The organism is Desertivirga brevis (assembly GCF_017355835.1).
In genome coordinates this window covers 403,911-429,085 of the sequence record NZ_JAFEWF010000002.1, presented here as the reverse complement: position 1 = coordinate 429,085, position 25,175 = coordinate 403,911, and the positions used below count along the sequence as shown (strand labels likewise).

General features: G+C 40.0%; 22 protein-coding genes. 20 read left to right on the top strand and 2 right to left on the bottom strand.

Annotated features, from left to right (window positions below):
* Positions 1-120: 120 nt before the first annotated feature.
* The 16 genes from dcd (at position 121) to J4N25_RS09715 (ending at position 17,160) form a co-directional block, all read left to right on the top strand.
* The gene (gene dcd, locus J4N25_RS09790; RefSeq protein WP_207422008.1) at positions 121-657 is read left to right on the top strand and encodes a dCTP deaminase; all 537 of its coding nucleotides are present in this window, start codon (positions 121-123) and stop codon (positions 655-657) included.
* A 68-nt stretch (positions 658-725) separates the two neighbouring features.
* Positions 726-3,440, top strand: coding sequence for an Ig-like domain-containing protein (locus J4N25_RS09785; protein WP_207422007.1), 2,715 nt, complete (start codon positions 726-728; stop codon positions 3,438-3,440).
* A 70-nt stretch (positions 3,441-3,510) separates the two neighbouring features.
* Entirely contained in the window at positions 3,511-3,807 is a 297-nt protein-coding gene (locus J4N25_RS09780; protein ID WP_207422006.1) for an ATP-dependent Clp protease adaptor ClpS, read from the top strand.
* Between the two features lie 250 nt (positions 3,808-4,057).
* The gene (locus J4N25_RS09775) at positions 4,058-5,374 is read left to right on the top strand and encodes a PQQ-dependent sugar dehydrogenase (RefSeq protein ID WP_242695846.1); all 1,317 of its coding nucleotides are present in this window, start codon (positions 4,058-4,060) and stop codon (positions 5,372-5,374) included.
* 4 nt (positions 5,375-5,378) lie between these two features.
* Positions 5,379-5,819, top strand: coding sequence for a c-type cytochrome (locus tag J4N25_RS09770; protein ID WP_369410848.1), 441 nt, complete (start codon positions 5,379-5,381; stop codon positions 5,817-5,819).
* Between the two features lie 2 nt (positions 5,820-5,821).
* Positions 5,822-6,805 (top strand): aldo/keto reductase, encoded by a 984-nt coding sequence (locus J4N25_RS09765; protein WP_207422005.1) that lies wholly within the window; start codon positions 5,822-5,824, stop codon positions 6,803-6,805.
* A gap of 279 nt (positions 6,806-7,084) precedes the next feature.
* Positions 7,085-7,936, top strand: a complete 852-nt coding sequence (locus tag J4N25_RS09760) for a UDP-2,3-diacylglucosamine diphosphatase (RefSeq protein ID WP_207422004.1) — start codon at positions 7,085-7,087, stop codon at positions 7,934-7,936.
* Between the two features lie 76 nt (positions 7,937-8,012).
* Positions 8,013-9,008 carry a glycosyltransferase family protein gene (locus J4N25_RS09755; RefSeq protein WP_207422003.1) on the top strand — a complete coding sequence of 332 codons (996 nt, stop codon included), beginning with the start codon at positions 8,013-8,015 and terminating at the stop codon, positions 9,006-9,008.
* Positions 9,009-9,062: 54 nt separating this feature from the next.
* Positions 9,063-10,043, top strand: coding sequence for a DUF6427 family protein (locus J4N25_RS09750; RefSeq protein WP_207422002.1), 981 nt, complete (start codon positions 9,063-9,065; stop codon positions 10,041-10,043).
* Between the two features lie 156 nt (positions 10,044-10,199).
* Positions 10,200-10,943 carry a type III pantothenate kinase gene (locus J4N25_RS09745; protein WP_207422001.1) on the top strand — a complete coding sequence of 248 codons (744 nt, stop codon included), beginning with the start codon at positions 10,200-10,202 and terminating at the stop codon, positions 10,941-10,943.
* Positions 10,936-12,234, top strand: coding sequence for a BamG family beta-barrel-assembly machinery protein (bamG, locus tag J4N25_RS09740; protein WP_207422000.1), 1,299 nt, complete (start codon positions 10,936-10,938; stop codon positions 12,232-12,234). The genes J4N25_RS09745 and bamG overlap by 8 nt, the downstream gene beginning before the upstream one ends.
* A gap of 2 nt (positions 12,235-12,236) precedes the next feature.
* Entirely contained in the window at positions 12,237-12,791 is a 555-nt protein-coding gene (gene lptC, locus J4N25_RS09735; protein WP_207421999.1) for an LPS export ABC transporter periplasmic protein LptC, read from the top strand.
* 187 nt (positions 12,792-12,978) lie between these two features.
* Positions 12,979-15,069, top strand: coding sequence for a SurA N-terminal domain-containing protein (locus J4N25_RS09730; protein ID WP_369410847.1), 2,091 nt, complete (start codon positions 12,979-12,981; stop codon positions 15,067-15,069).
* A 140-nt stretch (positions 15,070-15,209) separates the two neighbouring features.
* Positions 15,210-15,725 carry a DUF2480 family protein gene (locus J4N25_RS09725; RefSeq protein ID WP_207421997.1) on the top strand — a complete coding sequence of 172 codons (516 nt, stop codon included), beginning with the start codon at positions 15,210-15,212 and terminating at the stop codon, positions 15,723-15,725.
* A 67-nt stretch (positions 15,726-15,792) separates the two neighbouring features.
* Positions 15,793-16,566, top strand: a complete 774-nt coding sequence (locus tag J4N25_RS09720) for a DUF3108 domain-containing protein (RefSeq protein WP_207421996.1) — start codon at positions 15,793-15,795, stop codon at positions 16,564-16,566.
* A gap of 21 nt (positions 16,567-16,587) precedes the next feature.
* Positions 16,588-17,160, top strand: coding sequence for a DUF3109 family protein (locus J4N25_RS09715; protein WP_207421995.1), 573 nt, complete (start codon positions 16,588-16,590; stop codon positions 17,158-17,160).
* A 74-nt stretch (positions 17,161-17,234) separates the two neighbouring features.
* Here J4N25_RS09715 and dxs read toward each other — a convergent pair whose 3' ends face one another.
* On the bottom strand, positions 17,235-19,163 hold the full coding sequence (dxs, locus tag J4N25_RS09710) for a 1-deoxy-D-xylulose-5-phosphate synthase (RefSeq protein ID WP_207421994.1): 1,929 nt from the start codon (positions 19,161-19,163) through the stop codon (positions 17,235-17,237).
* A gap of 254 nt (positions 19,164-19,417) precedes the next feature.
* Between dxs and J4N25_RS09705 the strand changes: the two genes are divergently transcribed.
* Both J4N25_RS09705 and glyA read left to right on the top strand, forming a co-directional pair.
* Positions 19,418-20,176 carry a segregation and condensation protein A gene (locus tag J4N25_RS09705; protein ID WP_439648752.1) on the top strand — a complete coding sequence of 253 codons (759 nt, stop codon included), beginning with the start codon at positions 19,418-19,420 and terminating at the stop codon, positions 20,174-20,176.
* 24 nt (positions 20,177-20,200) lie between these two features.
* Positions 20,201-21,472 (top strand): serine hydroxymethyltransferase, encoded by a 1,272-nt coding sequence (gene glyA / locus J4N25_RS09700; RefSeq protein ID WP_207421993.1) that lies wholly within the window; start codon positions 20,201-20,203, stop codon positions 21,470-21,472.
* A gap of 175 nt (positions 21,473-21,647) precedes the next feature.
* On the opposite strand, the gene J4N25_RS09695 is transcribed toward glyA, so the two are convergent.
* The gene (locus J4N25_RS09695) at positions 21,648-23,258 is read right to left on the bottom strand and encodes an SUMF1/EgtB/PvdO family nonheme iron enzyme (protein WP_207421992.1); all 1,611 of its coding nucleotides are present in this window, start codon (positions 23,256-23,258) and stop codon (positions 21,648-21,650) included.
* 231 nt (positions 23,259-23,489) lie between these two features.
* Between J4N25_RS09695 and porV the strand changes: the two genes are divergently transcribed.
* Together porV and ispF are read left to right on the top strand one after the other, a co-directional pair.
* Positions 23,490-24,686 (top strand): type IX secretion system outer membrane channel protein PorV, encoded by a 1,197-nt coding sequence (gene porV, locus J4N25_RS09690; protein ID WP_207421991.1) that lies wholly within the window; start codon positions 23,490-23,492, stop codon positions 24,684-24,686.
* Positions 24,683-25,168, top strand: a complete 486-nt coding sequence (gene ispF / locus J4N25_RS09685) for a 2-C-methyl-D-erythritol 2,4-cyclodiphosphate synthase (protein ID WP_207421990.1) — start codon at positions 24,683-24,685, stop codon at positions 25,166-25,168. The genes porV and ispF overlap by 4 nt, the downstream gene beginning before the upstream one ends.
* Positions 25,169-25,175 lie beyond the last annotated feature (7 nt).

Here is a 25,175-nt window from a genome sequence, read left to right as displayed (position 1 = left end):
TCTGTTTCCTGGGAAAACTTTTTGCGAAAATACGGTTTTAAGCTGGAAATTCCCTCCTCATCCTATCCCTACATTCCTTCTAAAAAAAATACGTAGTTTTATCCCAAACATTCAATTGTTATGATTCTTTCAGATAAGCTTATTTTAGAAGAAATAGAAAAGGGGAATATTATTATTGAGCCATTTAAAAGGGAATGTTTAGGAACAAATTCTTATGATGTTCATCTGGGAAAATATCTTGCAACCTATAAAAACAGGGTTTTAGATGCAAAGCAACATAATGAAATAGATCATTTCGAAATTCCAAAAAGCGGATTCGTTCTTCAACCGGGGACGCTCTACCTTGGAGTGACAATGGAATATACCGAAACACATAAACATGTCCCCTTTCTTGAAGGGAAATCCAGCACAGGACGTTTAGGGATTGATATTCATGCCACTGCAGGTAAGGGGGACGTGGGCTTTTGTAATACATGGACGCTGGAGATTTCGGTAGCTCAACCGGTAAGGATATATGCAGGGATGCCCATCGGACAACTTATTTACTTTGATGTAGCAGGCGAAATAGAGATCCTTTACAACTCTAAGGGAAACGCGAAATACAACAACAAGACAACCCGGCCCGTGGAAAGTATGATGTGGAAAAACTCTTTTTAATATAGTAAGTTTAATTCAATAAGAGCCTCAATTTTAGTAAATTGAGGCTCTTGTAATTTATAAGCCACATGAACCGTCGAAATATATGGTTGCTGATGAGTCTTCTTGTCAGCACTTGTCTTTGCTTTAGCTTTATCCGGACGGAGGACGATCCTCTCAAAAACCTCATTACTAAACTTACTAAATATACATCTGAAAATGTTGTAGAAAAAGTCCACTTGCATATGGACCGTCCTTACTACACAGTAGGCGACACGATCTGGTTCAAAGCGTACGTGGTGATCGGCGAAAAAAACCAGCTATCTGCCTTGAGCAGATTCCTGTATGTGGACCTGATTAATGAAAAGGATTCTATTAAAAAGTCCCTTAGATTACTCCTTAGGAACGGAATGAGCAGCGGGGATTTCATTTTGGGAGATTCTTTGACTGAGGGTAATTACAGACTACGTGCCTACACAACATGGATGAGAAATCAGGGAGAGGACTTCTTCTTCGATAAAACATTTGCAGTAGGCAATGTTCTTACAAACCAGGTTGTAAGCACAGTAAAATATAGCTTCTCAAAAGTAGGGGTACGCGAAAATGTAGTAGCAGACATACAATATAAGGACATTAATGGGAAGCCTTTTGCGAATAAAGAGGTGAACTTCTCTGTTCAGCTTGACTTTAGGAATATAGCCACCGGAAAAGGCATAACAGATGCAGAGGGAAACCTGCAGGTAAAGTTCACCAATAATCAACCTTTTGTCCTTAAAGCAGGAAGGATAAATACTACTGTTAAACTTGACAGTAAAACCGCCGTTAATAAATCCTTCCCCGTAAAAAGCACATCAGCTGAGAGTGACGTCCAGTTTTTCCCTGAGGGAGGAACTATGGTTAATGGTATTAGAACGCGTATTGGGTTTAAAGCGGTTGGATCTGACGGACTTAGCCGTGAAGTTAGTGGTTATATAAGCGATAATAGCAACAACCGGATAACGGATTTTAAATCGGAGTACGGAGGTATGGGCTCGTTCTTATTTTTACCTGTCAGGGGCTCGTCATACAAAGCCTTCATAAAGTTTGCCGATGGATCAGAAAAACAAGTGGATTTGCCTAAAGCAGCAAATGAAGGGTATATTCTTTCGGCCAATAACAGTAATCCTGACAACCTTTATGTTAAAGTTACGGCAAGCGAGAATTTCATAAACAAGGGCGATCTAACTCTAATAGCTACAAGTAATGGTGTAGTTCAGTATGTCTCAAAAAACAAAATAGAGAATTCGGTTTTTTCAGGAACCATTCCAAAGAAACGATTTCAAAGGGGGATCCTGCAGCTTACACTATTTTCTGCCGACCATCAGCCGGTGGCCGAACGCCTGGTCTTTATTAATAAAAACGATCTTGACTTAAGTATCAAGGTTGATAAGGCCACCTATGGAAAAAGACAAAAAGTAACGATGGACCTCGCAGCGCTAGATTCAGGTAAAGCAACCAGAGCTGCATTATCAGTAGCAGTTACCAATGAAAGTGTTGTTCCTTTCGACGAAATAAATGAGACAACTATTCTTTCCAACCTACTTCTGACCTCGGACCTGAAAGGTTACATCGAAAAGCCCAACTATTACTTTAGCGAGCCCCGTACTCCTGAAAAAGAGGCTCATCTTGATAACCTCATGCTAACTCAGGGTTGGCGCAGATACTCCTGGAAAAGTATTATAAACAATTCCTACCCAAACATCACCTATAACGCAGAAAGAAATATAACACTAAGCGGCAGGGTAGTAAATGCTAATGGGAGTCCCGTAGTTGGCGGGAGTGTGATCCTACTTCCTGCAAAAGGAAATGTTGCTATTACGGATACTGTAACGAACAAAGAGGGACGCTTCTCATTCCCGGGATTGAGTTTTAACGACAGCACTACTTTTGTTCTTCAAGCCAGAAATCCTAAAGGCAAAAGGAATGTTTACATAGAAATTGATGAGTTACCGAGAGAATTGGTTACGAAAAACAAAAATGCTGCAAGTTTAGAAGTTAATGTAAACCAAAGCTTGATCGCCTACTTGAAGAAGAGAAAAGACGATTTTGATGAAATGAGAAGGAATGGATTACTGCGAAAAAGTATAATGTTGGCTGAAGTTAAAGTAGCGGAAAAAAAACCGGTGCTTACTAATTCGAGTAATCTTAATGGAGCAGGGAACGCAGATGCAATAATCAAGGCTGATAGGTTAATGAACTGCCTTAACCTTGCTCAATGCCTTCAGGGAATGGTAGCCGGAATAATTGTACAAAATGGTATTGCATACTCTGCCCGAAGTATGTACAGCTCATTCTCGGGGTTAGTTCCAATGCAATTGATAATTGATGGAATGTATGTAGACCCAACTTATCTTTCTATAATCCCTCCACAAGATGTAGAGAGCATAGAGGTCTTGAAAAGTGCAGGTAATGTAGCTATATATGGAATTCGTGGTGGAGGAGGCGTATTAATTATAAATACAAAACGAGGGGAACGGAACCTATCTTACAGAAGATTGTCTCCGGGAATTGCCTCTTTCAAACCTCAGGGGATATTCTCAGCACGTGAGTTTTACTCCCCGATTTATCCGGAGCCGAATACGGATCCAGTTATAGATCGTAGAAATACTATTTACTGGAACCCGGATATTATTACTGATGAGAAGGGCAAAGCATCGTTCAGTTTCTATACTGCAGACGAACCCGGAACCTATAAAGTAGTCGTAGAAGGATTGGACTCTAAAGGCACTCTGGTACGGAGGGTATTAAGATTTTCAGTGATGTGAGAATTATTAGCGGCAAAGCAGTCCTAAAAAGAAGATTTACTCTCCATTCTTTTTGCTAATTTTGCGCCTTATGAATATTCGTTTGGCTGATACTGATACACAGGTAGAAACTTTTACTCTTGAAGAAGTTTTAGCAGGATTAAAAGTTAATCATCGTCTTATTCTTTGGAATGATGAGATTAATACCTTCGATCATGTCATTTATTGCCTTACTAAATATCTTGATTATTCCGACCATCAGGCTGAAAAAATAGCGTGGACAGTGCATACAAAAGGAAAGTGCGAGGTACTTGAAGGCTCCTTTACAGAGCTCGAAGTTTATCGGAAAATACTCCAACAAGAAGGCTTGACGGTAAGTATCGACTAAAACCATAGTATTTAATCACATTCCCTAAATTCACCATTCATTCTACACCTCCTTCTCAAAAGGACTTAGTGTTTTAGCTTGCGGGAATCCATTACATTTACCGTTTCGAGTGGTGAAACTATAAGCGCAGGCATAATATCCCGCTTCATCAGTTTGATTAAACCGCCTTGTGAATTATAACGATTTTGCGACGAGGAAAACAACTCGGGGATTTGAAGATTTGATAATTTTGCTTTCAGCTCAAATCTTAATGACTATTGTAGTTTATTTAAATTCAACCATAAATAATTCAAACACGATGAACAACAATCACACTCGTTTGAAGATTACAACTCTTGGCCTTGCCCTGATCTGTAGCATAACAAAGGCTCAAACACCTAAGAGCGCAGGCCAATTCAAATTACCTCAGGGCTTTAGTATCTCTGTTGCGGCAGATGATGTTGGTAGAGCACGTCATATCGCAACTACAAAGGATGGCGCAATTTATATAAAGCTTGCTCGGCCCATAGATGGTAAAGGAATTATTCTTCTTGAAGACAAGGACGGAGACGGTAAGTTTAATCAGAGCGCAGGATTTGGAGATTTTGGAGGCACAGGGTTATACTTAAAGGATGACTATCTCTATGCTTCATCCAACAGCGAAGTTTTCAGATACAAACTGGATAAAAATCAACGGGTTATTGACCCCTCAAAGCCCGATAAAATTGTTACTGGTTTGATCAACCGTCGTCAGCATGAGACAAAGTCGATTACGCTGGACAATAATGGAAACCTTTATGTGAATATAGGAGCTTACTCAAACTCCTGCCAGGAGGTGGACAGAAAAGCTGGCTCCCCGGGCCGGCCCGATTGCCCAATCCTCGATTCTGCGGGCGGAATTTGGAGATTTAAAGCCGATCAATTGAATCAGAGCTATCAAAACGGGGTGCGTTACGCAACTGGTTTACGTAATGTGGTAGGGCTGGATTGGAACCAACAAGATAATGCCTTATATGTAATGCAACATGGGAGAGATCAACTCGATATGTTCCCACAGTTCTTTAATAGCAAGCAATCGGCCCAGTTGCCAGCAGAGTGCATGTACAAGTTGAAAGAAGGCGACAACGCGGGCTGGCCATACATGTATTATGATCCGTTTAAGAAGAAGAAGATGCTGTCTCCGGAATATGGGGGAGACGGAAATAAGGAGGCGGATAAAAAGTTTATAGACCCTGTTGTTGCTTTCCCTGCTCATCTGGCTCCTAATGGTCTTCTATTTTATACAGGTGGTCAATTCCCTGAAAAATATAAGAATGGGGCATTTATTGCATTTCATGGCTCATGGAATCGTACACCCGAGCCTCAGGAGGGATACTTTGTGGCTTTCGTTCCCTTTGCAAACGGAAAGCCCTCTGGAGAATGGGAGATCTTTGCCAACGGCTTTTCTGGCGTAGATGTTGTTAACAGTCCAAGGCAAGCCGAACACCGCCCTTGCGGTTTAGCTTTAGGAAATGATGGATCTCTTTATGTAACCGACGATACCAAGGGGACTATTTTCAAAATTACATACAATAAAAACTCAAAATAATACGGTGAAAAAAACAGTTTACTCAGGCCTGCTGCTACTAACCATGATAATTGCAATTACTGTAGGCGCCCAAACAAAAAAGCCTCAAACTAAACCCACGGCAACTACAAGCCTTAACGCATCTATACAAAGGGGTAAAGCGGTTTATGCAACTCTTTGTGTTGCTTGCCATCAGGCTGACGGAGGTGGAGTGCCTAATTTGAACCCGCCGTTGATAAAGACATCCTATGTGTTAGGCGACAAGAAACGCTTAATCAATATTCTCCTTAATGGAATGCAGGGAGAGGACATAGATGGAGAAAGCTATTCCAACGTGATGCCACCGGTTTCGCAATTCTCAAATCAGCAAATCGCCGACGTGTTAACTTATGTTAGAAATAGTTTCGGGAATAAAGCAAGTGCAGTTACTTTAGCCGATGTTAACGCATTAAGACCTAAAAAATAGTTATGAAATATAGAAAATTCAGAGAAATTGAGGTATCAGAAATTGGTCTGGGAACCTGGCAGCTCGGAAGCGCTGACTGGGGAGAAATTTCGGATGAAGATGCTTTTAAAATATTAAACAGCTTTGTCAATGCTGGTGGTAATTTCATAGACACAGCCGATGTTTATGGAATGGGAATCAGCGAAAGCATTATTGGACGTTTTTTAAAAACTACTGATAAAACCCTCTATGTAGCGACAAAGCTGGGACGCCGTGGAGACGAAGGAAATGGCTGGCCTCAAAACTTCAGCTACGATGTTATGAAAAAACATGTCGAATCTTCACTGAAAAACCTCGATGTCCCATCTCTTTTTCTTGAGCAACTACACTGTATTCCGCAGGAAGAGCTGGCCTCCGGAAAAGTATTCGATCATTTGCGCAGGCTAAAGGAAGAAAAACTAATTCAAAATTGGGGAGTAAGTGTTGAGACTGCTGAAGAAGCTTTATTATGCCTTGAACAAGAAGGCCTAGCTTCACTTCAAATTATTTTCAACATCTTCCGCCAACATTACGCCGAGGAGTTTTTTGCAAAAGCCAAAGAAAAAAATGTTGCTTTGATTGTAAGGGTACCACTGGCAAGCGGACTGCTATCAGGAAAATATAACGAGAGCAGCAAATTCGAGGCTAATGATCATAGAAGTTACAACGCTAATGGCGAGGCATTTAATGTAGGTGAAACTTTTTCAGGGATAGAATTTCAAACGGGGGTACAACTTGCTCAGAAAATAGCAGCAATGCTTCCCGATGAAAGAACTGCACAGTGGGCACTAAGATGGATTTTAGATCATCCGGAAGTAACAACAGTAATACCCGGAGCCACAAAGATCTCTCAGGTAGAAAATAATGTTGCATCCTCAGAACTGCCTTCTTTATCACCCGAGATACACGATTCGTTGAAAGATCTATATCAGAAGGATATTCTCAACTTAATCAGAGGCAGATTTTAGAATGTAATACTATATTCGCTCCAAGTGAATGAAAGGGTGTATAAACGCTACCCTTTCATTCACTTATCTACATTTATTTTCAACATTAATATATTCCTTACCGCACCTTAACTTTCTGCTAATCATTCTTATGTAGCTTAGCTTCCAGAATGGCAAACCACGATTTAATTTGTTATGGCATCTTACTATTGCTATTGATCTTACTCATCATTGTGCTAAACCATTTTGAATTAATCTTTACAGATGACGAAGATTAACGGCTTCCGCAATTGATTTTAAATGGCTAAGAGAGAAATAGAGGTAGTAGTAATATCAGATGTGCATCTGGGCACATATGGCTGTCATGCGAAGGAATTGTTAAAATACCTAAAAAGCATCAACCCTAAAACAGTAATCCTGAACGGAGATATAATTGACATATGGCAGTTCAGCAAAAACTACTGGCCTGAGGCTCATATGAAGGTAGTTCGGAAAATAATGAAATTCATTGCTGACGGAACTCCGGTATATTATCTAACAGGAAACCATGATGAGATGCTAAGAAAATTCACCGATATTTCTTTTGGAAGCTTCCATCTTGCGAACAAGCTTGTTCTAAACCTGGACAACCAAAAGGCATGGATCTTCCATGGAGATGTTTTCGATGTGACCATGCAGCACTCTAAATGGCTGGCGAAACTTGGTGCGATAGGTTATGATACCTTGATTCACATAAACAGTTTTGTCAATTGGATATTAACGCGCCTTGGCAAAGAGAAGATGAGTTTTTCTAAGAAAGTTAAAGCAAAATTCAAGGACGCAGTTAAATTTATTAATGATTTTGAAAACACTGCCGCCGACCTTGCCATTGATAAAGGATACAATTATGTAATTTGCGGTCATATTCATCAGGCAGAAATCCGGGAAATAGCTACTGAAAATGGAAAAACATTGTACCTTAACTCCGGGGATTGGGTGGAAAGTTTAACAGCACTGGAATATCAGAATGGTGGTTGGTCCATCTACAAATATTCCTCGCAGCATTTTTCAGAAGACAGGAACGAGGATGAAGCTCCCTTAGAGAACGATGAATTGCATGATAAATTGAACGTTAAGCGCTTACTTGAACAATTAAAAACGGAAACCTTTTAGTATAATACCTCCTGATTCTATATTTTCGCTAAATAGCGTTCAAACAACAGGAACCAATTAAATGTAAGGAATAAGAATGCGGATATTATTTGCAGTGCAAGGTACTGGCAATGGTCACATTAGCAGGGCCAGGGAAATTATCCCTGTATTGAAGACCTTTGGCCAGGTAGACATCCTGATAAGCGGAACACAGGCAGAAGTACTGCCTAATGCTCCCCTGCAATTCCGTTTTCACGGCTTCAGCTTTATTTTTGGAAAAAAAGGTGGTGTTGACTATTGGAGGACCTACAGGGCCATGAATTTACCGCGGCTATGGAAAGATATTCGTTCTCTTCCTCTGAAAAACTATGATCTGATCATTAATGATTTCGAGCCGGTGACAGCATGGGCCTGCAAGGTACAGGGACGACCCAGTGTTGCCTTAAGTCACCAGGCGGCATTCCTTTCAAAAAAAACACCCCGTCCATCAGATGGCTTCCATTGGGCAGAAACTCTATTTAAACATTATGCTCCCACGACACACAAAATAGGTTTTCACTTTGACAAGTATGACGATTTTATCCATACTCCAGTAATCAGGAGTGAGATAAGGAATCAGGAAATCCGAAATTTCGGACATGTTACGGTATACCTTCCTGCTTATCATGACAAATTTTTGGTGGATTACCTGAAGAAGATACCTGAAGTAAGATGGGAGATCTTTTCAAAGCATTCCAAGCAGATCTATACCGATAAGAATGTTTTTGTTCAACCTATCAATAACCAAAACTACAACCGTAGTCTAGCATGTTCAGCCGGACTACTTACAGGAGGGGGGTTTGAAAGCCCTTCAGAAGCTTTGTTCCTTGGAAAAAAAGTAATGGTGATTCCTATGAAAAACCAATATGAACAGCTTTGTAATGCTGCTGCAGCAAAACACCTTGGTGTTCCGGTAATCTATCAACTCCGGGAAAATAATATTCCTACTTTGAAACAGTGGTTAGCGACTGATAATTCTATTATGGTTAGTTATCCTGACGAGACAAGCAGCATTGTAGAAAAAGTCATAAAAGATTACAGTTCTAAATCCTGATCAATATTTTGCTTGTTTTGAGTAATATTGCACAGCAATAGAAGCAGCAAAAGGATGATCGATTTTTTCAGAAGACTTAACCCCATCAGCCTCCTAATAATCATTACTATCGCTGCCTTTCTGAGGATTGGCGTACTTTTGCAGTTGCCTGATCGGCTGGAATTTACTCTATTCGAAACCTATGCCGGAACTCTGTTCGCTATTCCATCAGATCAACTATTTAGTCCATCAGCAAATCTTTTTTTCGCAACGATTATTACCGTCAGCCAGGCAGTAATCTTTAACCGGATTATAAACAATTATAATTTATTGGGGAAACCGTCTTTTCTTCCTGCCCTGATGTACATAAGCGTTTCGAGCTTATTGGTTCCTTTTGTTGTCCTTAGTCCCGCTTTATTATGTAATTTCCTCATGCTTTGGCTATTCAGCAAGTTTCTTGCTATCTACCGTAAAGAAGAGGCACGGTCAGTTATGTACGATTCGGGTATGATAATAGGCATAGGAACGTTGATTTACTTTCCATTTATTGGTATGATGCCAATGCTTTGGATTGCACTTATTATTTTCCGCCCTTTTGAATGGCGGGAATGGATTTCTGGTATCCTTGGCTTTTTAACTATCTATTTCTTTTTAGCCGCTGCCTATTATTTGAATGACTCATTTCAACAATTTGCGCAACTCAAGGTTCCACTGGCAGCTGCTTTCCCTTCCCTGTTTAAGCTGAACTTATATGACTACATAGTACTTGCCCCTGTTTTAGTAGTACTGGTATTAAGTATATACACCCTCCAAACTAAGCTTAACAGAAGTAGCGTTCATATTAGAAAGTCTTTTCTAATTGTTTTTATTACAGCTATTTTCAGTATTCTCTCTTTTTACATAAAATCTGAGTACCATGCCTATCATTTTGTATTAACAGTTGCTCCGGTATCACTATTTATGGCTCATTATTTTATGTATGCAGGCAAAAAATGGATTTATGAAAGCCTATATCTTATTTTACTGGGCTTTATTGTTTACTTTCAACTGGTATAAAGCTTTTAAGCACCCGGCGTTTTACCCAAGCGCTTAACCTTTTTTAACAAATTAAAAGCTTCGCACCAACTACTTTTTAATAGTTTTGTAAGGCTTAGCTGTATTACCCATACTTCAAAAGTAAATACTTAATTCGCTGGCATTAATAAAATCTAAATGCATAACCTGGTAATTGATATAGGTAACTCCTTTGCAAAACTCGCGCTTTTTTATGGTTCGAGCATTGTAAAAACCTATTCATTCCGGGAGTTAGGACCACAACAAATCGAAGAGTTTTTAGAAGGTGAAAAAATAAGTCACTCCATTCTTTCTACAGTAAGATCAGAAGTTGAAGCAATCGAGGCTTACCTGTCATACATATCAACCTATCTAAGATTCTCTATAAATTTAAAACTGCCTGTAAAGGTGCATTATAAAACGCCAAGCACTTTGGGCCTGGACCGTCTTGCTGCAGTTATAGGGGCCAGCTGTGTCTTTAAGAACACGAATTGCCTGGTAATTGATTCGGGTACTTGCATAACTTATGATTTTGTTGACAAAGACAGAAATTATTATGGAGGAAGCATATCCCCAGGTATTAATATGCGTTATAGAGCAATGCACTCATTTACCGGAAAGTTACCTTTAGTCGAGTTCAAACCGGCTTTCAACGAAAAAAATGGATTCGACACCCAGTCTTCGATGATGAGCGGTGTACAAAACGGAGTTATTTACGAAGCTATTGGTTTTATAGAGGCGATTTCACGAGAATATACTGATCTAACAATAGCACTATGTGGCGGGGATTTCAATTTCTTTGATACGCAGCTGAAAAATAGCATCTTTGCCCAAAATATAAGAACCGTTCCGGATTTAGTTCTGATTGGTTTGAATGAAGTTATAAAACTGAGAAATGATTAAATTATATAAAAATATATTCCTGGCTGTTGGTCTGCTTGCAAGTATTAAAACTTTTGCACAATCCTCAACCAATTCACCTTATTCACAATATAACCTTGGGCAGTTAAGCGAATCTTTACTTCCTCAGAACCGTTCTTTAGGTGGCATCGCTGCCGGTTTACGTAAACCAGGCACTTATAATAATGTTAATCTTGCCAACCCTGCCTCTTACTCAGCAGTGCGCATAACAACGTTTGATATCGGTTTATATGCAAACGTGACATCTTTATCTAAAGGAGGGGCTACCGAGAATAGCTTTACAGGCGAATTAAATCACCTTGTATTTGCCGTCCCGGTTACAAAAACTTCTGCTTTAAGTTTCGGCCTTCTTCCATATAGTACAATGGGTTTTAAATCACGGGTATCTGGAAAGATACTAGATACGGTTGATATAGACAAAGTTCATAATGGTAAAGGCGGAATCTCAAAAGCTTATTTAGGTTACGCAGTTCAGATAGGAAAGCATTTCAGTATTGGAGCCAATGGTTCTTACCTATTCGGAAAGCTGGAGAGAAACAGGGATACTGAGTTTCCCAATGACCCAACTTTTATAAACTCCAGGAATCAGGTTAAACAGAGTATTGGAGGTTTAAGCTTTGATTACGGAATGCAATACTTTACCAATATCTCGAAAAAGCATAAATTGACCCTAGGCTACTCGGGTACTGCAGGTTCAAGCGTTAATTTGAATACTACCCTTGTTAGCGCAAGGTATACTATAGATGCAAGCGGGAACGAGAATATAGCTTTAGATTCTACTTATTTCAGCGAGAGAGCGAGTCAAAAATTAAAGCTTCCAACTACTCATCGTTTCGGATTTGTATTGGAAGAGACGAACAAGTGGCTGGTGGGTGCTGATCTAACAATGGGAAAATGGTCTGAATACCGTGAAGGCACAAGCAATCCAAACTTGCCGAACACTATAGGAGTAGCGGTGGGTGCGCAAATTACCCCAGACATTACCTCTGTAGGTAGCTATTTTAAATTAGTTGACTACAGGTTCGGTGTTAAGTACGACAAATTATATATCAATAACGAGATCAACAATAAAGATATAAATCAGTACGCTCTTTCATTAGGGTTAGGATTACCTCTCCCATCTAACCGTTCGACCTTCTATAAAATCAATTTAGGTGTGGAACTTGGACAGAGAGGTACAACTGAGAATAATCTTGTGAGAGACAGGTTCGCAAATATTTATCTTGGATTCACTCTTAATGATAGATGGTTCCAGCGTTATAAATTTGATTAAGCTTGAAATACTTTTCATTCATAGCGTGTATATTTTCATTGCTACTTTTTTCGGCGTGCGAGAATGACCTGAAAGATGTGGAAAGAATAGCAGGTAATAAGGCATCCACCCCCGTGGATAAATCAACTGGTGTGACCATTCTTTATAGCGACTCTGCTATTGTAAAAGGGAAACTAGTAACACCTGAGCTTAACCATTACACCGAGCAAAACAGGTATGAAATGCCCAAGGGCTTAACCATAATCTTTTACGACGAAAGGCAGGAAGAATCAAGCCGGGTGGTGGCCGACTATGGAATCCGTTATGAAAATGAGAAGCGGGTGGAGTTAAGGAAAAATGTAGTGGTTACAAATGTAAAAGGAGATGTATTTAAATCCGAAGAGCTTATTTGGGACGAAAGTAAAAGAATGTTCTACTCCAATCAGTTAGTAAATATTATAAAGCAAGACGGCACCAACATTTATGGTTCTGGCTTTAGAAGTGATGAGAATTTTGACAACCCCATTATTGACAAAGCTTACGGGAACCTAATGACGGGGGACAAGCTTAATTACTAGAAACTGCCATTACGTCGGGCAATTCATGCCTATTTAAATCACCAGATCTAACAAATTAACCAATAGTCGTTTAAGAAGAATTAATAAACAAACAAGCTTCCTATTTTGTATTAGGATTTTTTTGTAAAAATTGTATCTTGCGCCTCTTTTTTAAAGCATAGAATAAAGTTTATACTATATGGGAATAATGAGTTTTTTGCGAAACCGTGCTGGTATTATCCTGGTAGCGGTAATCGGTTTAGCAATTGTAGCTTTCTTGATCGGTGATGCTGTGCGCCTTGGTACGCCTTTCTGGCAGGCAAGCCAGAATGAAGTGGGAGAAGTTGCAGGCAAAACAATCAGTGCAGAAGAGTTCAGAGCGAAAGTAGAGCAGAATGAAGCTAATTTCAGGCAACAAATGGGGGGCAATCTAAACCCTCAGATGACATCGTATATCGTTGAGAATACATGGAACCAAACAGTATCTGAAATTTTATTAGAAAAAGAAGTTAAGCGTCTTGGTATTGAGGTGGGTAAGAATGAGCTAAATGATATGCTATTTGGAAAAAACCCTCACCCTCAGGTTGTACAAACTTTCGGAAATCCTCAGACAGGTGCGTTTGACAAAAGCCAGTTGACTACATTTCTGAGTAATCTTAATTCTCAACCTGGAAATACTGCTATTAAGCAACAATGGGAGAATTTCCTTCAAGGGCTTAAACGCGATCGTTTATACTCAAAATACAATAATCTTGTAAAGAACAGTATTTATGTGACATCATTAGAAGCTAGAGACGACTATAACAACCGTAATAAGCTTGCTAACTTTACTTATGTTACACTTCCTTATTCTTCAATAGCTGATAACAAAGTAACTCTTACTGACGGAGACTATCAGGAATACTACGAAGAAAACAAGAACCTGTTCAAAAACAGAGAAGAGACAAGAAACTTTGAATACATCACTTTTGATGCAAGACCTTCAAAGGCAGACTCGACAGCTATTCGTACTGGTATAACTAAATTAGCAGGCGACTTCAGAAGTACTACTAACGATTCATTGTTTGTTAGCGTTAATTCAGACTCAAAAGCTCCAATAAGCTATGCTAAAAAAGGCCAGTTAGATCCGGCACTAGACTCTATTGTATTCAAATCTCCAGTAGGTACTGTTGTAGGCCCTGTATTTAGCAACGGCGCTTTCAAAATTGCTAAAGTTATAGATGTTAAAACAAGTCCGGACTCTGTAAAAGCAAGCCATATTTTGCTTAACCCTGCTACTGAGGGTGGTGCTGATAAAGCTCGTGCTAAAGCAGATTCTCTTCTTGCTCTCATCAACAAAGGCACAAGCTTTGCTGAACTTGCAACTAAGTTCGGTACAGATGCAACAAAAGAAAAAGGTGGAGATTTAGGTACTTTTGGCAGGGGAGCTATGATACCAGCTTTTGAAGAAGCGGTGTTCAATGGAAAGCCTGGTGACCTTAAAATTGTGACCACTCAATTTGGAGTTCACGTTATCAGGATCGAAAAACAAGTTGGTTCCTCTTTGGTAGCTAAAGTCGCTATAGTTGATAAAAACGTGGCAGCAAGTAACCAAACTCAACAAGCAGCCTATGCAAAAGCTTCGTCTTTCCTTGGATCTGTTAACAATGCAAAGGCTTTCGACAAAGAAGCTACAAGCCAGAAACTAAACAAACAAGCAGCTGAGAATGTAACTGCTTCTCAGTCAGCAATTCCTGGCTTGGAGAATGCTCGTGACCTTATTAGATGGGCATATGAAGCAGAGGAAGGAGATGTAACAGAAAAAGTTTACGAACTTGGAAATAATTTTGTGGTGGCAAAACTTTCAGACGTACGTGAAAAAGGAATTTTACCACTTGATAAAGTTAAAAAGCAAATAGAGCCAGCGGTACGTAACCGGGTTAAAGGACGCATGCTTTCAGAGCAGTTAGCTAAAGCAGGAACATCGATCAACCAGGTATCGCAAAAAGTAGGTAAACCTGCAACTCCGGCACAAAATGTTGTTTTCGCCAATCCTATCATTCCAGGTATTGCACAGGAAAACAAAGTAGTTGGAACAGTATTTGGCTTACAACCAAACAAATTATCTAAACCAATTATTGGAGAACAAGGAGTATACGTGGTAGTGGTAAACAGCTTCTCAAATCCTGCTCCATTAACCAATACAGTTAATCAAAAACAACAAATTGCTCAATCGGTTAAACAAAGAGCTCAAGGACAAGTATTTGAAGTTCTTCGCGATAAAGCAGAGATTAAAGATAACCGCATCCGCTTCTACTAGGATCGGCAGATAAAAGATTGAAACCGGAAGGATACCTTCCGGTTTTTTTATTTATATAGATAATACAAGAAGTAGAATTTTACAAAAGCTTAACTCCTTCTAAGTCATTTGGTAATACCTTTGTAGTGACTTTACGAGATATGGAAATTCAGGAAAATATAATAAATAAAGTAGCTCAAAGTGGATTGATCAGCTTTGATCTTGCAGAAATTTATCCTTCGGGGGAAAGAATTGTTTATGACATAAAGGATAATCTTTTCCATGGTTTGATATTAAAGGAGAAAGACTTTAGGGAATTTATTAAGCAACATGACTGGACTCAGTATCAGGGTAAGCACGTGGCTATAACATGCTCTTCTGATGCGATCGTGCCAACATGGGCCTATATGCTTTTGGCTAACAGAATGTCATCATATGCTTCCACAATAGTATTTGGTTCATTGGAGACCTTAGAGACGGTTATTTTGGAAAAAGCTATAAATACTATTGATATCGAGAAGTATAAGGATGAACGCGTAGTTATAAAAGGCTGCGGAGAAATAAATATCCCGGTATCGGCGTATGTAGAACTGACTGCACGGTTAACTAAAGTTGCAAAAAGTATTATGTATGGTGAACCTTGCTCAACTGTCCCCATCTATAAAAGAAAAGATTAGGGGGATGCAACTTTAAACCAACCTCCTTTCGTCTTGTCAGTATAAAGATGGGACGGAGAATTAAAATATGAAGAGATTATTCGCACTAATAATATTTGGACTAGCAACTCAGTTTGTTTTTGCCCAAACTCTTGATAGCAAAAATGAGCCTGTTTTTAAACCAGGTGAAACGCTGAAATATCGCCTTAGATATGGGTTCATTACTGCAGCAGAAGCAACCTTGAAAGTGGAGGATTCTGATTTAAAGCTAAGTAATAGGCCTGTTTTTAATCTGATTGCTCAGGGAAAGACTTCCGGCACCTTTGATATTTTTTACAAAGTGAGGAACCGCTACGATTCGTTCATTGACAAGGAGACATTCCTTCCTCATCTGTACACAGAGAACATTCATGAGTCGAATTACAGAAGGAAAGATAAGGCACGTTTCTATCAGGAGCAACATAAAGTGGTTGCCAATAAAGGAACATTTAAAGCCAAAGACCAGACCTTTGATGTGGTTTCAGCTTATTACTTTGCCAGAAATTTGGATATGAAAGATGTGAAAGCAGGTGCACCTTTAAAAATGTATTATTTTCTTGATGATACTGTTGCATCGCTTGACATAACCTATATAGGCAAAGAAAGGGTGAAAACAGCCTTAGGGTATTTTAACTGCTTAAAGTTTAGTCCGACCATTCAACCTGGCAGGATCTTTAAAAAAGACAGTAAACTTTATTTATGGATCACAGACGATGGCAACAGGATTCCAGTTAAAGCTCAGGTAGACATTCTGGTCGGTTCAGTTACTATGGAACTTACCTCAGCAAATAATCTAAAATATCCCCTTAACGTAAGTAAATAATCATTATAGTAATTATTGAGCATGATAGAGATACAGCACACTTTAGTGCATGAGGATGTCTTCAGTGAGAATTTTGTGTGCAACTTGGAAAAATGCAAAGGAGCATGTTGTGTTGAGGGAGATTCAGGGGCGCCCTTAACTAAGCCGGAACTTAAAGTTTTGGAGGAGATATACCCACTTGTAAAGCCTTACATGACCGAAGAAGGAATTAAGACGGTTGAAGAGTACGGTACCTGGGTAGAGGATTTTGAAGGAGATTACACAACACCCTGTGTTGATGGCAATAAGGAATGTGCTTATGTAATGTGGGAGAATGGAATAAGCAAATGTGCAATTGAAAAAGCTTATCTAGAAGGAAAAATACATTGGAAAAAACCTGTTTCTTGTCATTTGTACCCTATCCGGATAACGTCTTATCCCGAATTTGAGGTTTTGAACTATGACCGCTGGCATATATGCAGTCCTGCTTGTTCATTTGGAAACTCCTTAAAAGTTCCGGTTTACAAGTTTTTAAAAGAGCCTCTGATTAGAAATTACGGAGAAGACTGGTATAACGAGGTAGAGGCAGCTGCTGAACTTCTAAAAGAACAGTAGCCTTATAAATGAAGAAGGTGGATTCGCTTTTAAATGCAAATCCACCTTCTTCATTATATATTGAACAGAAATAATTAGCTGGCAAGACTCTCTGTTTTTCGGCTAACAGCCATGTTTCTCACGGAGGCTGCGATTCCATTTGCATCAAATCCACACTCTGCCCATAGCTCGGCTTGTTCACCGTGCTCAATAATTGAATCTGGGATCCCGAGACGAGTTACTTTCGCTGTATATCCTTTATCCGCCATAAACTCAACCACAGCACTCCCAAACCCTCCAGGCAGGCATCCATCTTCAACCGTAATAACCTTATCAAATTTTCTAAACACTTCGTGTAGTAAATCTTCGTCCAGAGGCTTTACAAACCTCAAGTCATAATGAGCAGGATAAATTCCTTCCTCGTTGAGGCTAAGCGTAGCTTTTACTGCTTCGTTACCAATGTGCCCAACGGTTAGAATTGCGACATCCTCCCCATCACAAACCTTGCGTCCCTTACCCACAGGAATGGCATTCAGGGGTCTCCTCCAATCAGTTAATACGCCCTGTCCTCTCGGATAACGAATAGAAAACGGACCCATATTATCCAATTGAGCAGTGTACATGAGGTTTCGCAGCTCTTCTTCGTTCATAGGTGCAGAAACGATCATATTAGGAATACTACGCATATAAGCAAGGTCATATGCGCCATGATGGGTAGCTCCGTCCGCTCCTGCAAACCCGCCCCGGTCAAGGCAGAACACTACATTGAGCTTTTGCAGTGCAACATCATGGATCACCTGATCGTAGGCGCGCTGCATGAAGCTGGAGTAGATATTACAGAATGGCACTAGGCCTTGAGTTGCAAGCCCGGCCGAAAAAGTGACCGCGTGCTGCTCTGCGATACCAACATCAAATGCTCTCTTTGGCATTGCCTTCATCATAATATTCAAGGAACTACCTGAAGGCATAGCGGGAGTTATCCCCATGATCTTTGGATTTGCTTCTGCAAGTTCGACTATGGTATGACCGAACACATCCTGATATTTCGGTGGCTGCGGTTTCTCAGAAACAGTCTTTTTGATTTCTCCGGTGATCTTATCGAAAAGACCGGGAGCGTGCCATTTCGTTTGATCTTTTTCCGCAAGAGCAAAGCCCTTTCCTTTTACAGTAACACAGTGGAGTAGCTTGGGCCCCGGAATTTCGCGTAAATCCCGCAAAACCTTCACAAGATGCTTCACGTCGTGCCCGTCAATAGGACCAAAATAACGAAATTTAAGTGCTTCAAAGAAGTTACTCTTTTTGAGCAAGGTTCCCTTAATGCTTTTTTCTATTTTCTTAACGACAGTGTGTGCGTTAGGACCAAGCTCCGAAAGCTTGCCAAGAACGTGTGAAATATCGTCTCTAAACTTATTGTACTGTCTGGAGGTTGTAATGTCTGTTAAATACTCCTTTAGAGCACCTACATTAGGGTCGATAGACATACAGTTATCATTCAGGATCACCAGAAGGTTCGAGTTTTCTATACCTGCGTGATTAAGTGCTTCGAAAGCCATTCCTGCTGTCATCGCTCCGTCACCAATTACAGCAACATGTTGACGGTCCTTCTCTCCTTTATATTGGGAAGCTACAGCCATACCGAGGGCTGCCGAAATAGAAGTAGAAGAGTGTCCTACTCCAAATGTATCGTACTCACTCTCGGATCTTTTTGGAAAGCCGCTTATGCCTTTATAAATGCGATTTGTATGAAAAACAGAACGGCGTCCTGTCAATATTTTGTGCCCGTAGGCCTGGTGGCCGACATCCCAGACAAGTTGGTCATAGGGCGTATTAAGAATATAATGTAAAGCAACGGAAAGCTCGACAACCCCTAAACTTGCGCCAAAATGACCACCATTGACAGAAACTACATCAATAATATATTGACGCAACTCCTGACAAACTTTTTCTAAGTCATTGTCGCTAAATTTCTTTAGATCAGAAGGAAAGTTTATTTGCTCTAAAAGTTCTCCCGCCTTTACTTCCATGCTGGTAGGTTGTTAAAAATCAAACCACAAATTAACTCAATAAAATTGACAAAATGTGATTAGATTGCGTTTATTTACAAAAGCAAGAAGTCTCAATTAGGTCAACAGAGTGTTCTATTTAAACGTTTACGGGCAGTAATTGTTCTGAATTAACATTAGTCATTATTATTACAAAGTGGTTCAAAACCACCATCAATAAATCTTTTCGTCCACAATAAGAATATAACCCTCAATTTTTTTATTTTTGCCTCGCGGTGATACAGCAAGAAACTTTCGCAATAAAGCTGCCCCAGTTTGAAGGCCCCTTTGATCTTCTTTTGTTCTTCATTGAACGAGACGAACTGGATATTCACGACATTCCCATTGCAAAAATTACGGACGATTTTCTTGGCTATATTCAGCAGCTAAACGCCCTTAACATTGAAATTGCAAGTGAATTTATTTTCATTGCAGCTACCTTAATGCGAATTAAAGCAAAAATGCTTTTACCCAGGCCGGAGCTGGACGAGGTGGGGAACGAGATTGATCTGAAGAAAGACCTCGTTCAGAAACTTATTGAGTACAAGAAATTCAAACAAGTTGCTGAGGAATTGAGGGTGTACGAGGCTGAGAGGTTCAAGCAAGAGAAACGAGGAAATATTGCAGAAGATCTCAAACTGGCTGCTGAAACCTCTGAGGCTGGTGAGGAGCTATCGACGTTAGGCTTATATCGACTACTGCTTGTTTACGAAAGGATAATGAGCAGATACAGGAGTCGTAGCGTAGATGCCACCCACACTGTTGTTCAATATCCCTATACTATTGAGCAGCAAAAAAAGGTGATAGGCGAGTTGTTAAGCCTTAATGAGAAAATAGATTTCCAGCAGATGCTCAGGAATTCCGAGAATAAAGTTCACTTTGTATACAACTTTTTGGCGGTGTTAGAAATGTTGCAGCAGCAATTGATATCAATTCAAACAGGTCTGGGATTTAATGACTTCTCCGTTTGGAACAAAAGAACAGAATTAGAGTAGTTTATAAATAATTAAACATAAGTAATGAAGAAAGATAAAGTTATCTTTAAGCTGATTGAAGAAGAACTAGAGCGCCAGGAAAGCGGTCTGGAACTTATTGCTTCTGAAAACTTTGTAAGCAAACAGGTAATGGAAGCGGCAGGATCTGTTCTTACAAACAAATATGCAGAAGGACTTCCGGGAAAGCGTTATTACGGTGGCTGTGAAGTTGTAGATCAAATCGAGTCAATCGCAATTGAGCGCGCGAAGGAGCTTTTCAATGCAGCGTGGGTAAACGTACAGCCTCACTCAGGGGCACAAGCAAATGCCGCAGTAATGCTTGCTTTGCTTCAACCTGGTGATAAAATCTTAGGATTTGATCTTTCTCATGGAGGACACTTAACTCATGGTTCTCCTGTTAACTTCTCAGGTAAGCTTTACCAGCCATTCTTCTATGGAGTTGAAAAAGAAACAGGAAGAATCAACTACAAACAACTGGAAGAAACAGCGCTAAGGGAAAAACCAAAATTGATAGTTTGTGGAGCTTCCGCTTATTCTCGTGAGTGGGATTATAAATTTATCCGGGAAGTTGCCGATCAAATTGGAGCTCTAGTTTTAGCAGATATTTCTCACCCTGCTGGATTGATTGCTAAAGGACTTCTGGACAATCCACTACCTCATTGCCATGTTGTTACTACTACAACGCATAAAACCCTTAGAGGTCCCCGTGGTGGTATGATCATGTTAGGAAAAGACTTTGAAAATCCTTTTGGTTTAAAAACCCCTAAAGGTGAAATCAGGCCTATGTCTTCATTACTCGATATGGCTGTATTCCCTGGAACTCAAGGTGGTCCTTTAGAGCATGTTATCGCTGCTAAAGCAATTGCTTTTGGTGAAGCCTTAACAGACGACTACCTAAAATACGTAACACAAGTTAAGAAAAATGCAACTGCAATGGCGGATGCCTTTGTAAACCGTGGTTATGAGATTATTTCTGGGGGTACAGACAACCATTTAATGCTGATCGATCTTAGAAATAAGAACATTACTGGTAAAGTAGCTGAAGCGGCTTTACAGCAAGCTCATATTACCGTTAACAAAAACATGGTTCCATTTGATGACAAATCACCATTTGTTACTTCAGGAATTCGTGTAGGTTCAGCAGCAATCTCAAGCCGTGGCTTAAAAGAGAAGCACATGGATAAAATTGTTGATCTGATCGATACTGTTATTCAAAATTCTGATGACCAGGCTGCTCTTAAGAAAGTTCGTAAAAAAGTTGAAGAGTTAATGGAGGATTTCCCATTATACAAATAAGGATACCTGATCAGCATAGATTGAACTATATTAAATGAAAAAAGAGCGGCATCGCTCTTTTTTCATTTAATATAGTTTCTTTCGCAGTAGTAAGTTTGATAAATACATCTTATATAGCTTTTAAAAGAAAAGCCCGGAGGACATCCGGGCTTTTCTTTTATTGATAAAGGGCTACTTATCTTTTTGACAATGACTTAGCTGCTTTTGAAGGCGGCTGACGGAACTGAGGCTTTCCTTTTGGATTAATCTCCGCAGTACCAACCATATTCATTGCACACCTGAACCCTACTTCTGCACTTGATTCGTCTTGTTGCATAAATCTTCTTGTTGCCGGATTTAACCAATATGCCCGGTCGTTCCAGGATCCACCCTTATATACCTTTGATTGATCGTTGACCAAAGTAGTTGTGCCGTACAATTTTGCATCCACTGTATCTCTAAAACCGCGCATGTCAGGGTTAAATGGCTTACCCGCAATCGCTTCGTTCCTGCTGGAATCAACAGCACCATTAAGTTCTTTCCACGATTGTTTCTTCCTTGAAGGAGCCGCATCTTTAATTGGTTTACCGTATTTGTCTTTGGCATAAACCCCTGTATTTCTATCAGCAAGACGCTTATTCACATACTGGTTTCCGCGGAAAGGATTGAAATCTTCGAAATCCTCAAACGAGAGCTTTCTGTAAGTATCTCTCACCCATTCGTTAACGTTACCGGCCATATTGTATAAACCGAAATCGTTTGGAATGTAGCTCTTTACTGGTGCTGTAATATCTGCTTTATCATTCAAATATCCACCAGTACCCATGTTATCCCCCTGCCCTCTCTTAAAGTTGGCCATAATTAAGCCCCTTGTACTTTGCTTAGCTGAGCGAACCCCTAAACCATTCCAGGGATAGATCTTGCCGTCGTTGATATTCTCATACTCAGTATTTCCTGCTAAAGCTAAGGCTGCATATTCCCATTCAGCTTCACTTGGAAGCCTGTAAGGAGGAGTTAAAATACCGTCTTCCAGTCTCGCCGGACGCGTTGGAGCTCCCTTCTTTGCACCAGTTCCTGAAGCCTGTGCATTAGGGCTTAGATCCTTGATCATCCTTTTTCCATCAATGCCCTCACCTCTGATCTGACCATTTAAGTAAATATCCGTATTGAAAGGCTCTGCTGAAGCAGTTGATGCTCCTGCTGCCTGCCCATTACCTTTACCAGTTTTAGTTTTAAAGTCAGCTAGAATACCTCTTTCACGAAGGATACCCTCATTTACGTGATCGGTACGCCACTCAGAGTATGCCACAGCTTGCTCCCAAGTGACACCTACAACTGGATAGTCCTGATAAGCAGGGTGCCGTAGGTAGTTATCGACGTATGGTTCGTTATATGATAATGGGCGTCTCCAAACAAGAGTATCAGGAAGTGCATTATAATACAGCTCTCTGTCGTTTGGAAACTTTTGACGTAAGTCATAAAGATACTCCAGCCAGTCTACGTTTGAAACCTCAGTCTCATCCATATAGAACGATGCCACGGAAACTCTTCTTCTAACGTTATCAAATTCGTAGGATAGATCCTGATCAAGACTACCACCCATAACGAAAGTTCCTCCTTCGATAGCTATCAAACCTGGCCCTGCCCCCGGTTTAACTTTCTTTGCTACCTGGAAACCGCCGTTATATTTGTCATTGTATTTCCAGCCCGTTTTTGAAGAAGCTCCTCCACTTTTGCTTTTACATGCAGTCCCAAACAATCCCAGCACAAGCAACCCCGTTGTAAAAACTATAGATATTCTTTTCATTTTTTATTATGAGCATTAATTGCTAAAAGTAGCTATAAATCATTAACATAAAAAAATGATTTAAGCAGATGTGTTCTCTATTATTAAGCTCCTGATACGAAAACTTTATTTGATAGTTACGAATTTTATAAGAAAGGATCCTAGAAATAAGGACATTAAACAAACCTTTGTTTTTCGCCTTTAATACCCAAATAATTGTTGTTATAAACGTTTTTTTAATACTTTTAAAGCATGAAAGGTTATAACAAGATAATTAAGGCGTTGTCTTTATTTATCCTGACATCTACTTCACTTGATTCTATAGCTCAAAGTACGGTTGATGAAACTACGACAGACGGACGATCTGGAAGCAGATTAATACAAACAGGGGTGCCCTTTTTATTGATTGGTCCTGACTCCAGAGCTGGAGCTATGGGGGAAGCGGGAGTTGCGGTATCTTCAGATGCGAACTCAGTTCACTGGAATCCTTCTAAACTTGCTTTCACTCAGGGTAATGGATCGGTATCCTTATCTTATAGCCCATGGCTGCAACGACTAGTTCCGGATATAAATCTGGCATATCTTAGTGGCTATTACAGACTCGACGACAGGAATGTTGTTGGAGGAAGCCTACGTTACTTTTCACTCGGAGACATAGCCCTAACCAATGAATCTGGTCAGTCTACTGGAAGCTATAGCCCTAATGAATTCGCCATAGACGGAACCTTTGCCAGGAAATTTGGTGAAAACTTTTCACTTGGAACTGCCCTTAGATTTATTCGTTCCAGTTTGGGGTCGAACATGGTGACCGGAAATGGACAAGCAAAACCAGGTACAGCTCTGGCAGCGGATGTTTCAGCCTATCTTAAAAAAGAAACTGTATTCTTAGGTTACGATTCACGATTAGCCGCAGGATTACACATATCAAATATTGGAAACAAGATCGAATATGTTGAAGGAAGCAACAACAAAGTTTTCCTACCGACTAATTTTCGACTAGGCGGGGCAGCTACGTTTTTCCCCGACGCATTAAGTGAATTTACGTTTGCACTTGACATTAATAAGTTGTTAGTGCCCTCTCCTCCTATAACGAGAACAGAAGATAATGAAACAGTTATTGTATCTGGTCGTGATCCATCCACTCTATCTGTGCCATCAGCTATTTTTGGTTCATTTACGGATGCACCTGGAGGTTTTAAAGAGGAAATGCAGGAAATCAGCTTTTCAACAGGCCTAGAATATGTTTATAACAAGCAGTTTGCGTTAAGGGCCGGATATATTTACGAGAACCCTAATAAGGGCAACAGGAATTATTTAACCCTTGGTGCCGGACTTCAATACAATTATTTCAATCTTGACTTCGCTTATATTTTAGCTAATCAGCAAAAATCCCCACTTGCCAATACACTAAGATTTTCATTAGCGTTTACCTTTGCTGAAAAAAAATGAAAATAAGAGTAGGCTTTGGATTTGACGTTCATGAATTAAGAGAGGGACATCCCTTTGTTATGGGCGGAGTAGAATTAGAACATCATAGTGGCGCTTATGGTCATAGTGATGCAGATGTATTACTTCACGCGATTTGCGATGCTTTGCTTGGGGCGGCCAACTTAAGAGACATTGGCTATCATTTCTCAAATAAAGACGATCGCTGGAAAGGAATTAGCAGTTTAATATTGCTGAAGGAATGCATTAGGCTTATCGGAGAGAAAGGTTGGACGGTGGGGAATATAGACGCCATGATCTGTTTGGAAGCACCAAAAATAAACCCGCACGTGCCTGAGATGAAGAATCGCATTGCAGAGGCAATAGGAATTTCTGAGGAGGACATATCTATCAAAGCTACTACGAATGAGAAAATGGGCTTCATTGGCAGAGAAGAAGGCGTTGTTGCTTACGCTGTTTGTCTCATTGAAAAAAGTTTAGCCTGATAAAAGG

Coding starts and splice junctions, on each gene's coding strand:
- dcd (WP_207422008.1), top strand. CDS start 121: ATGATTCTTTCAGATAAGCTTATTTTAGAAGAAATAGAAAAGGGGAAT.
- J4N25_RS09785 (WP_207422007.1), top strand. CDS start 726: ATGAACCGTCGAAATATATGGTTGCTGATGAGTCTTCTTGTCAGCACT.
- J4N25_RS09780 (WP_207422006.1), top strand. CDS start 3,511: ATGAATATTCGTTTGGCTGATACTGATACACAGGTAGAAACTTTTACT.
- J4N25_RS09775 (WP_242695846.1), top strand. CDS start 4,058: ATGACTATTGTAGTTTATTTAAATTCAACCATAAATAATTCAAACACG.
- J4N25_RS09765 (WP_207422005.1), top strand. CDS start 5,822: ATGAAATATAGAAAATTCAGAGAAATTGAGGTATCAGAAATTGGTCTG.
- J4N25_RS09760 (WP_207422004.1), top strand. CDS start 7,085: ATGGCTAAGAGAGAAATAGAGGTAGTAGTAATATCAGATGTGCATCTG.
- J4N25_RS09755 (WP_207422003.1), top strand. CDS start 8,013: ATGCGGATATTATTTGCAGTGCAAGGTACTGGCAATGGTCACATTAGC.
- J4N25_RS09750 (WP_207422002.1), top strand. CDS start 9,063: ATGATCGATTTTTTCAGAAGACTTAACCCCATCAGCCTCCTAATAATC.
- J4N25_RS09745 (WP_207422001.1), top strand. CDS start 10,200: ATGCATAACCTGGTAATTGATATAGGTAACTCCTTTGCAAAACTCGCG.
- bamG (WP_207422000.1), top strand. CDS start 10,936: ATGATTAAATTATATAAAAATATATTCCTGGCTGTTGGTCTGCTTGCA.
- J4N25_RS09730 (WP_369410847.1), top strand. CDS start 12,979: ATGAGTTTTTTGCGAAACCGTGCTGGTATTATCCTGGTAGCGGTAATC.
- J4N25_RS09725 (WP_207421997.1), top strand. CDS start 15,210: ATGGAAATTCAGGAAAATATAATAAATAAAGTAGCTCAAAGTGGATTG.
- J4N25_RS09720 (WP_207421996.1), top strand. CDS start 15,793: ATGAAGAGATTATTCGCACTAATAATATTTGGACTAGCAACTCAGTTT.
- J4N25_RS09715 (WP_207421995.1), top strand. CDS start 16,588: ATGATAGAGATACAGCACACTTTAGTGCATGAGGATGTCTTCAGTGAG.
- dxs (WP_207421994.1), bottom strand. CDS start 19,163: ATGGAAGTAAAGGCGGGAGAACTTTTAGAGCAAATAAACTTTCCTTCT.
- glyA (WP_207421993.1), top strand. CDS start 20,201: ATGAAGAAAGATAAAGTTATCTTTAAGCTGATTGAAGAAGAACTAGAG.
- J4N25_RS09695 (WP_207421992.1), bottom strand. CDS start 23,258: ATGAAAAGAATATCTATAGTTTTTACAACGGGGTTGCTTGTGCTGGGA.
- porV (WP_207421991.1), top strand. CDS start 23,490: ATGAAAGGTTATAACAAGATAATTAAGGCGTTGTCTTTATTTATCCTG.
- ispF (WP_207421990.1), top strand. CDS start 24,683: ATGAAAATAAGAGTAGGCTTTGGATTTGACGTTCATGAATTAAGAGAG.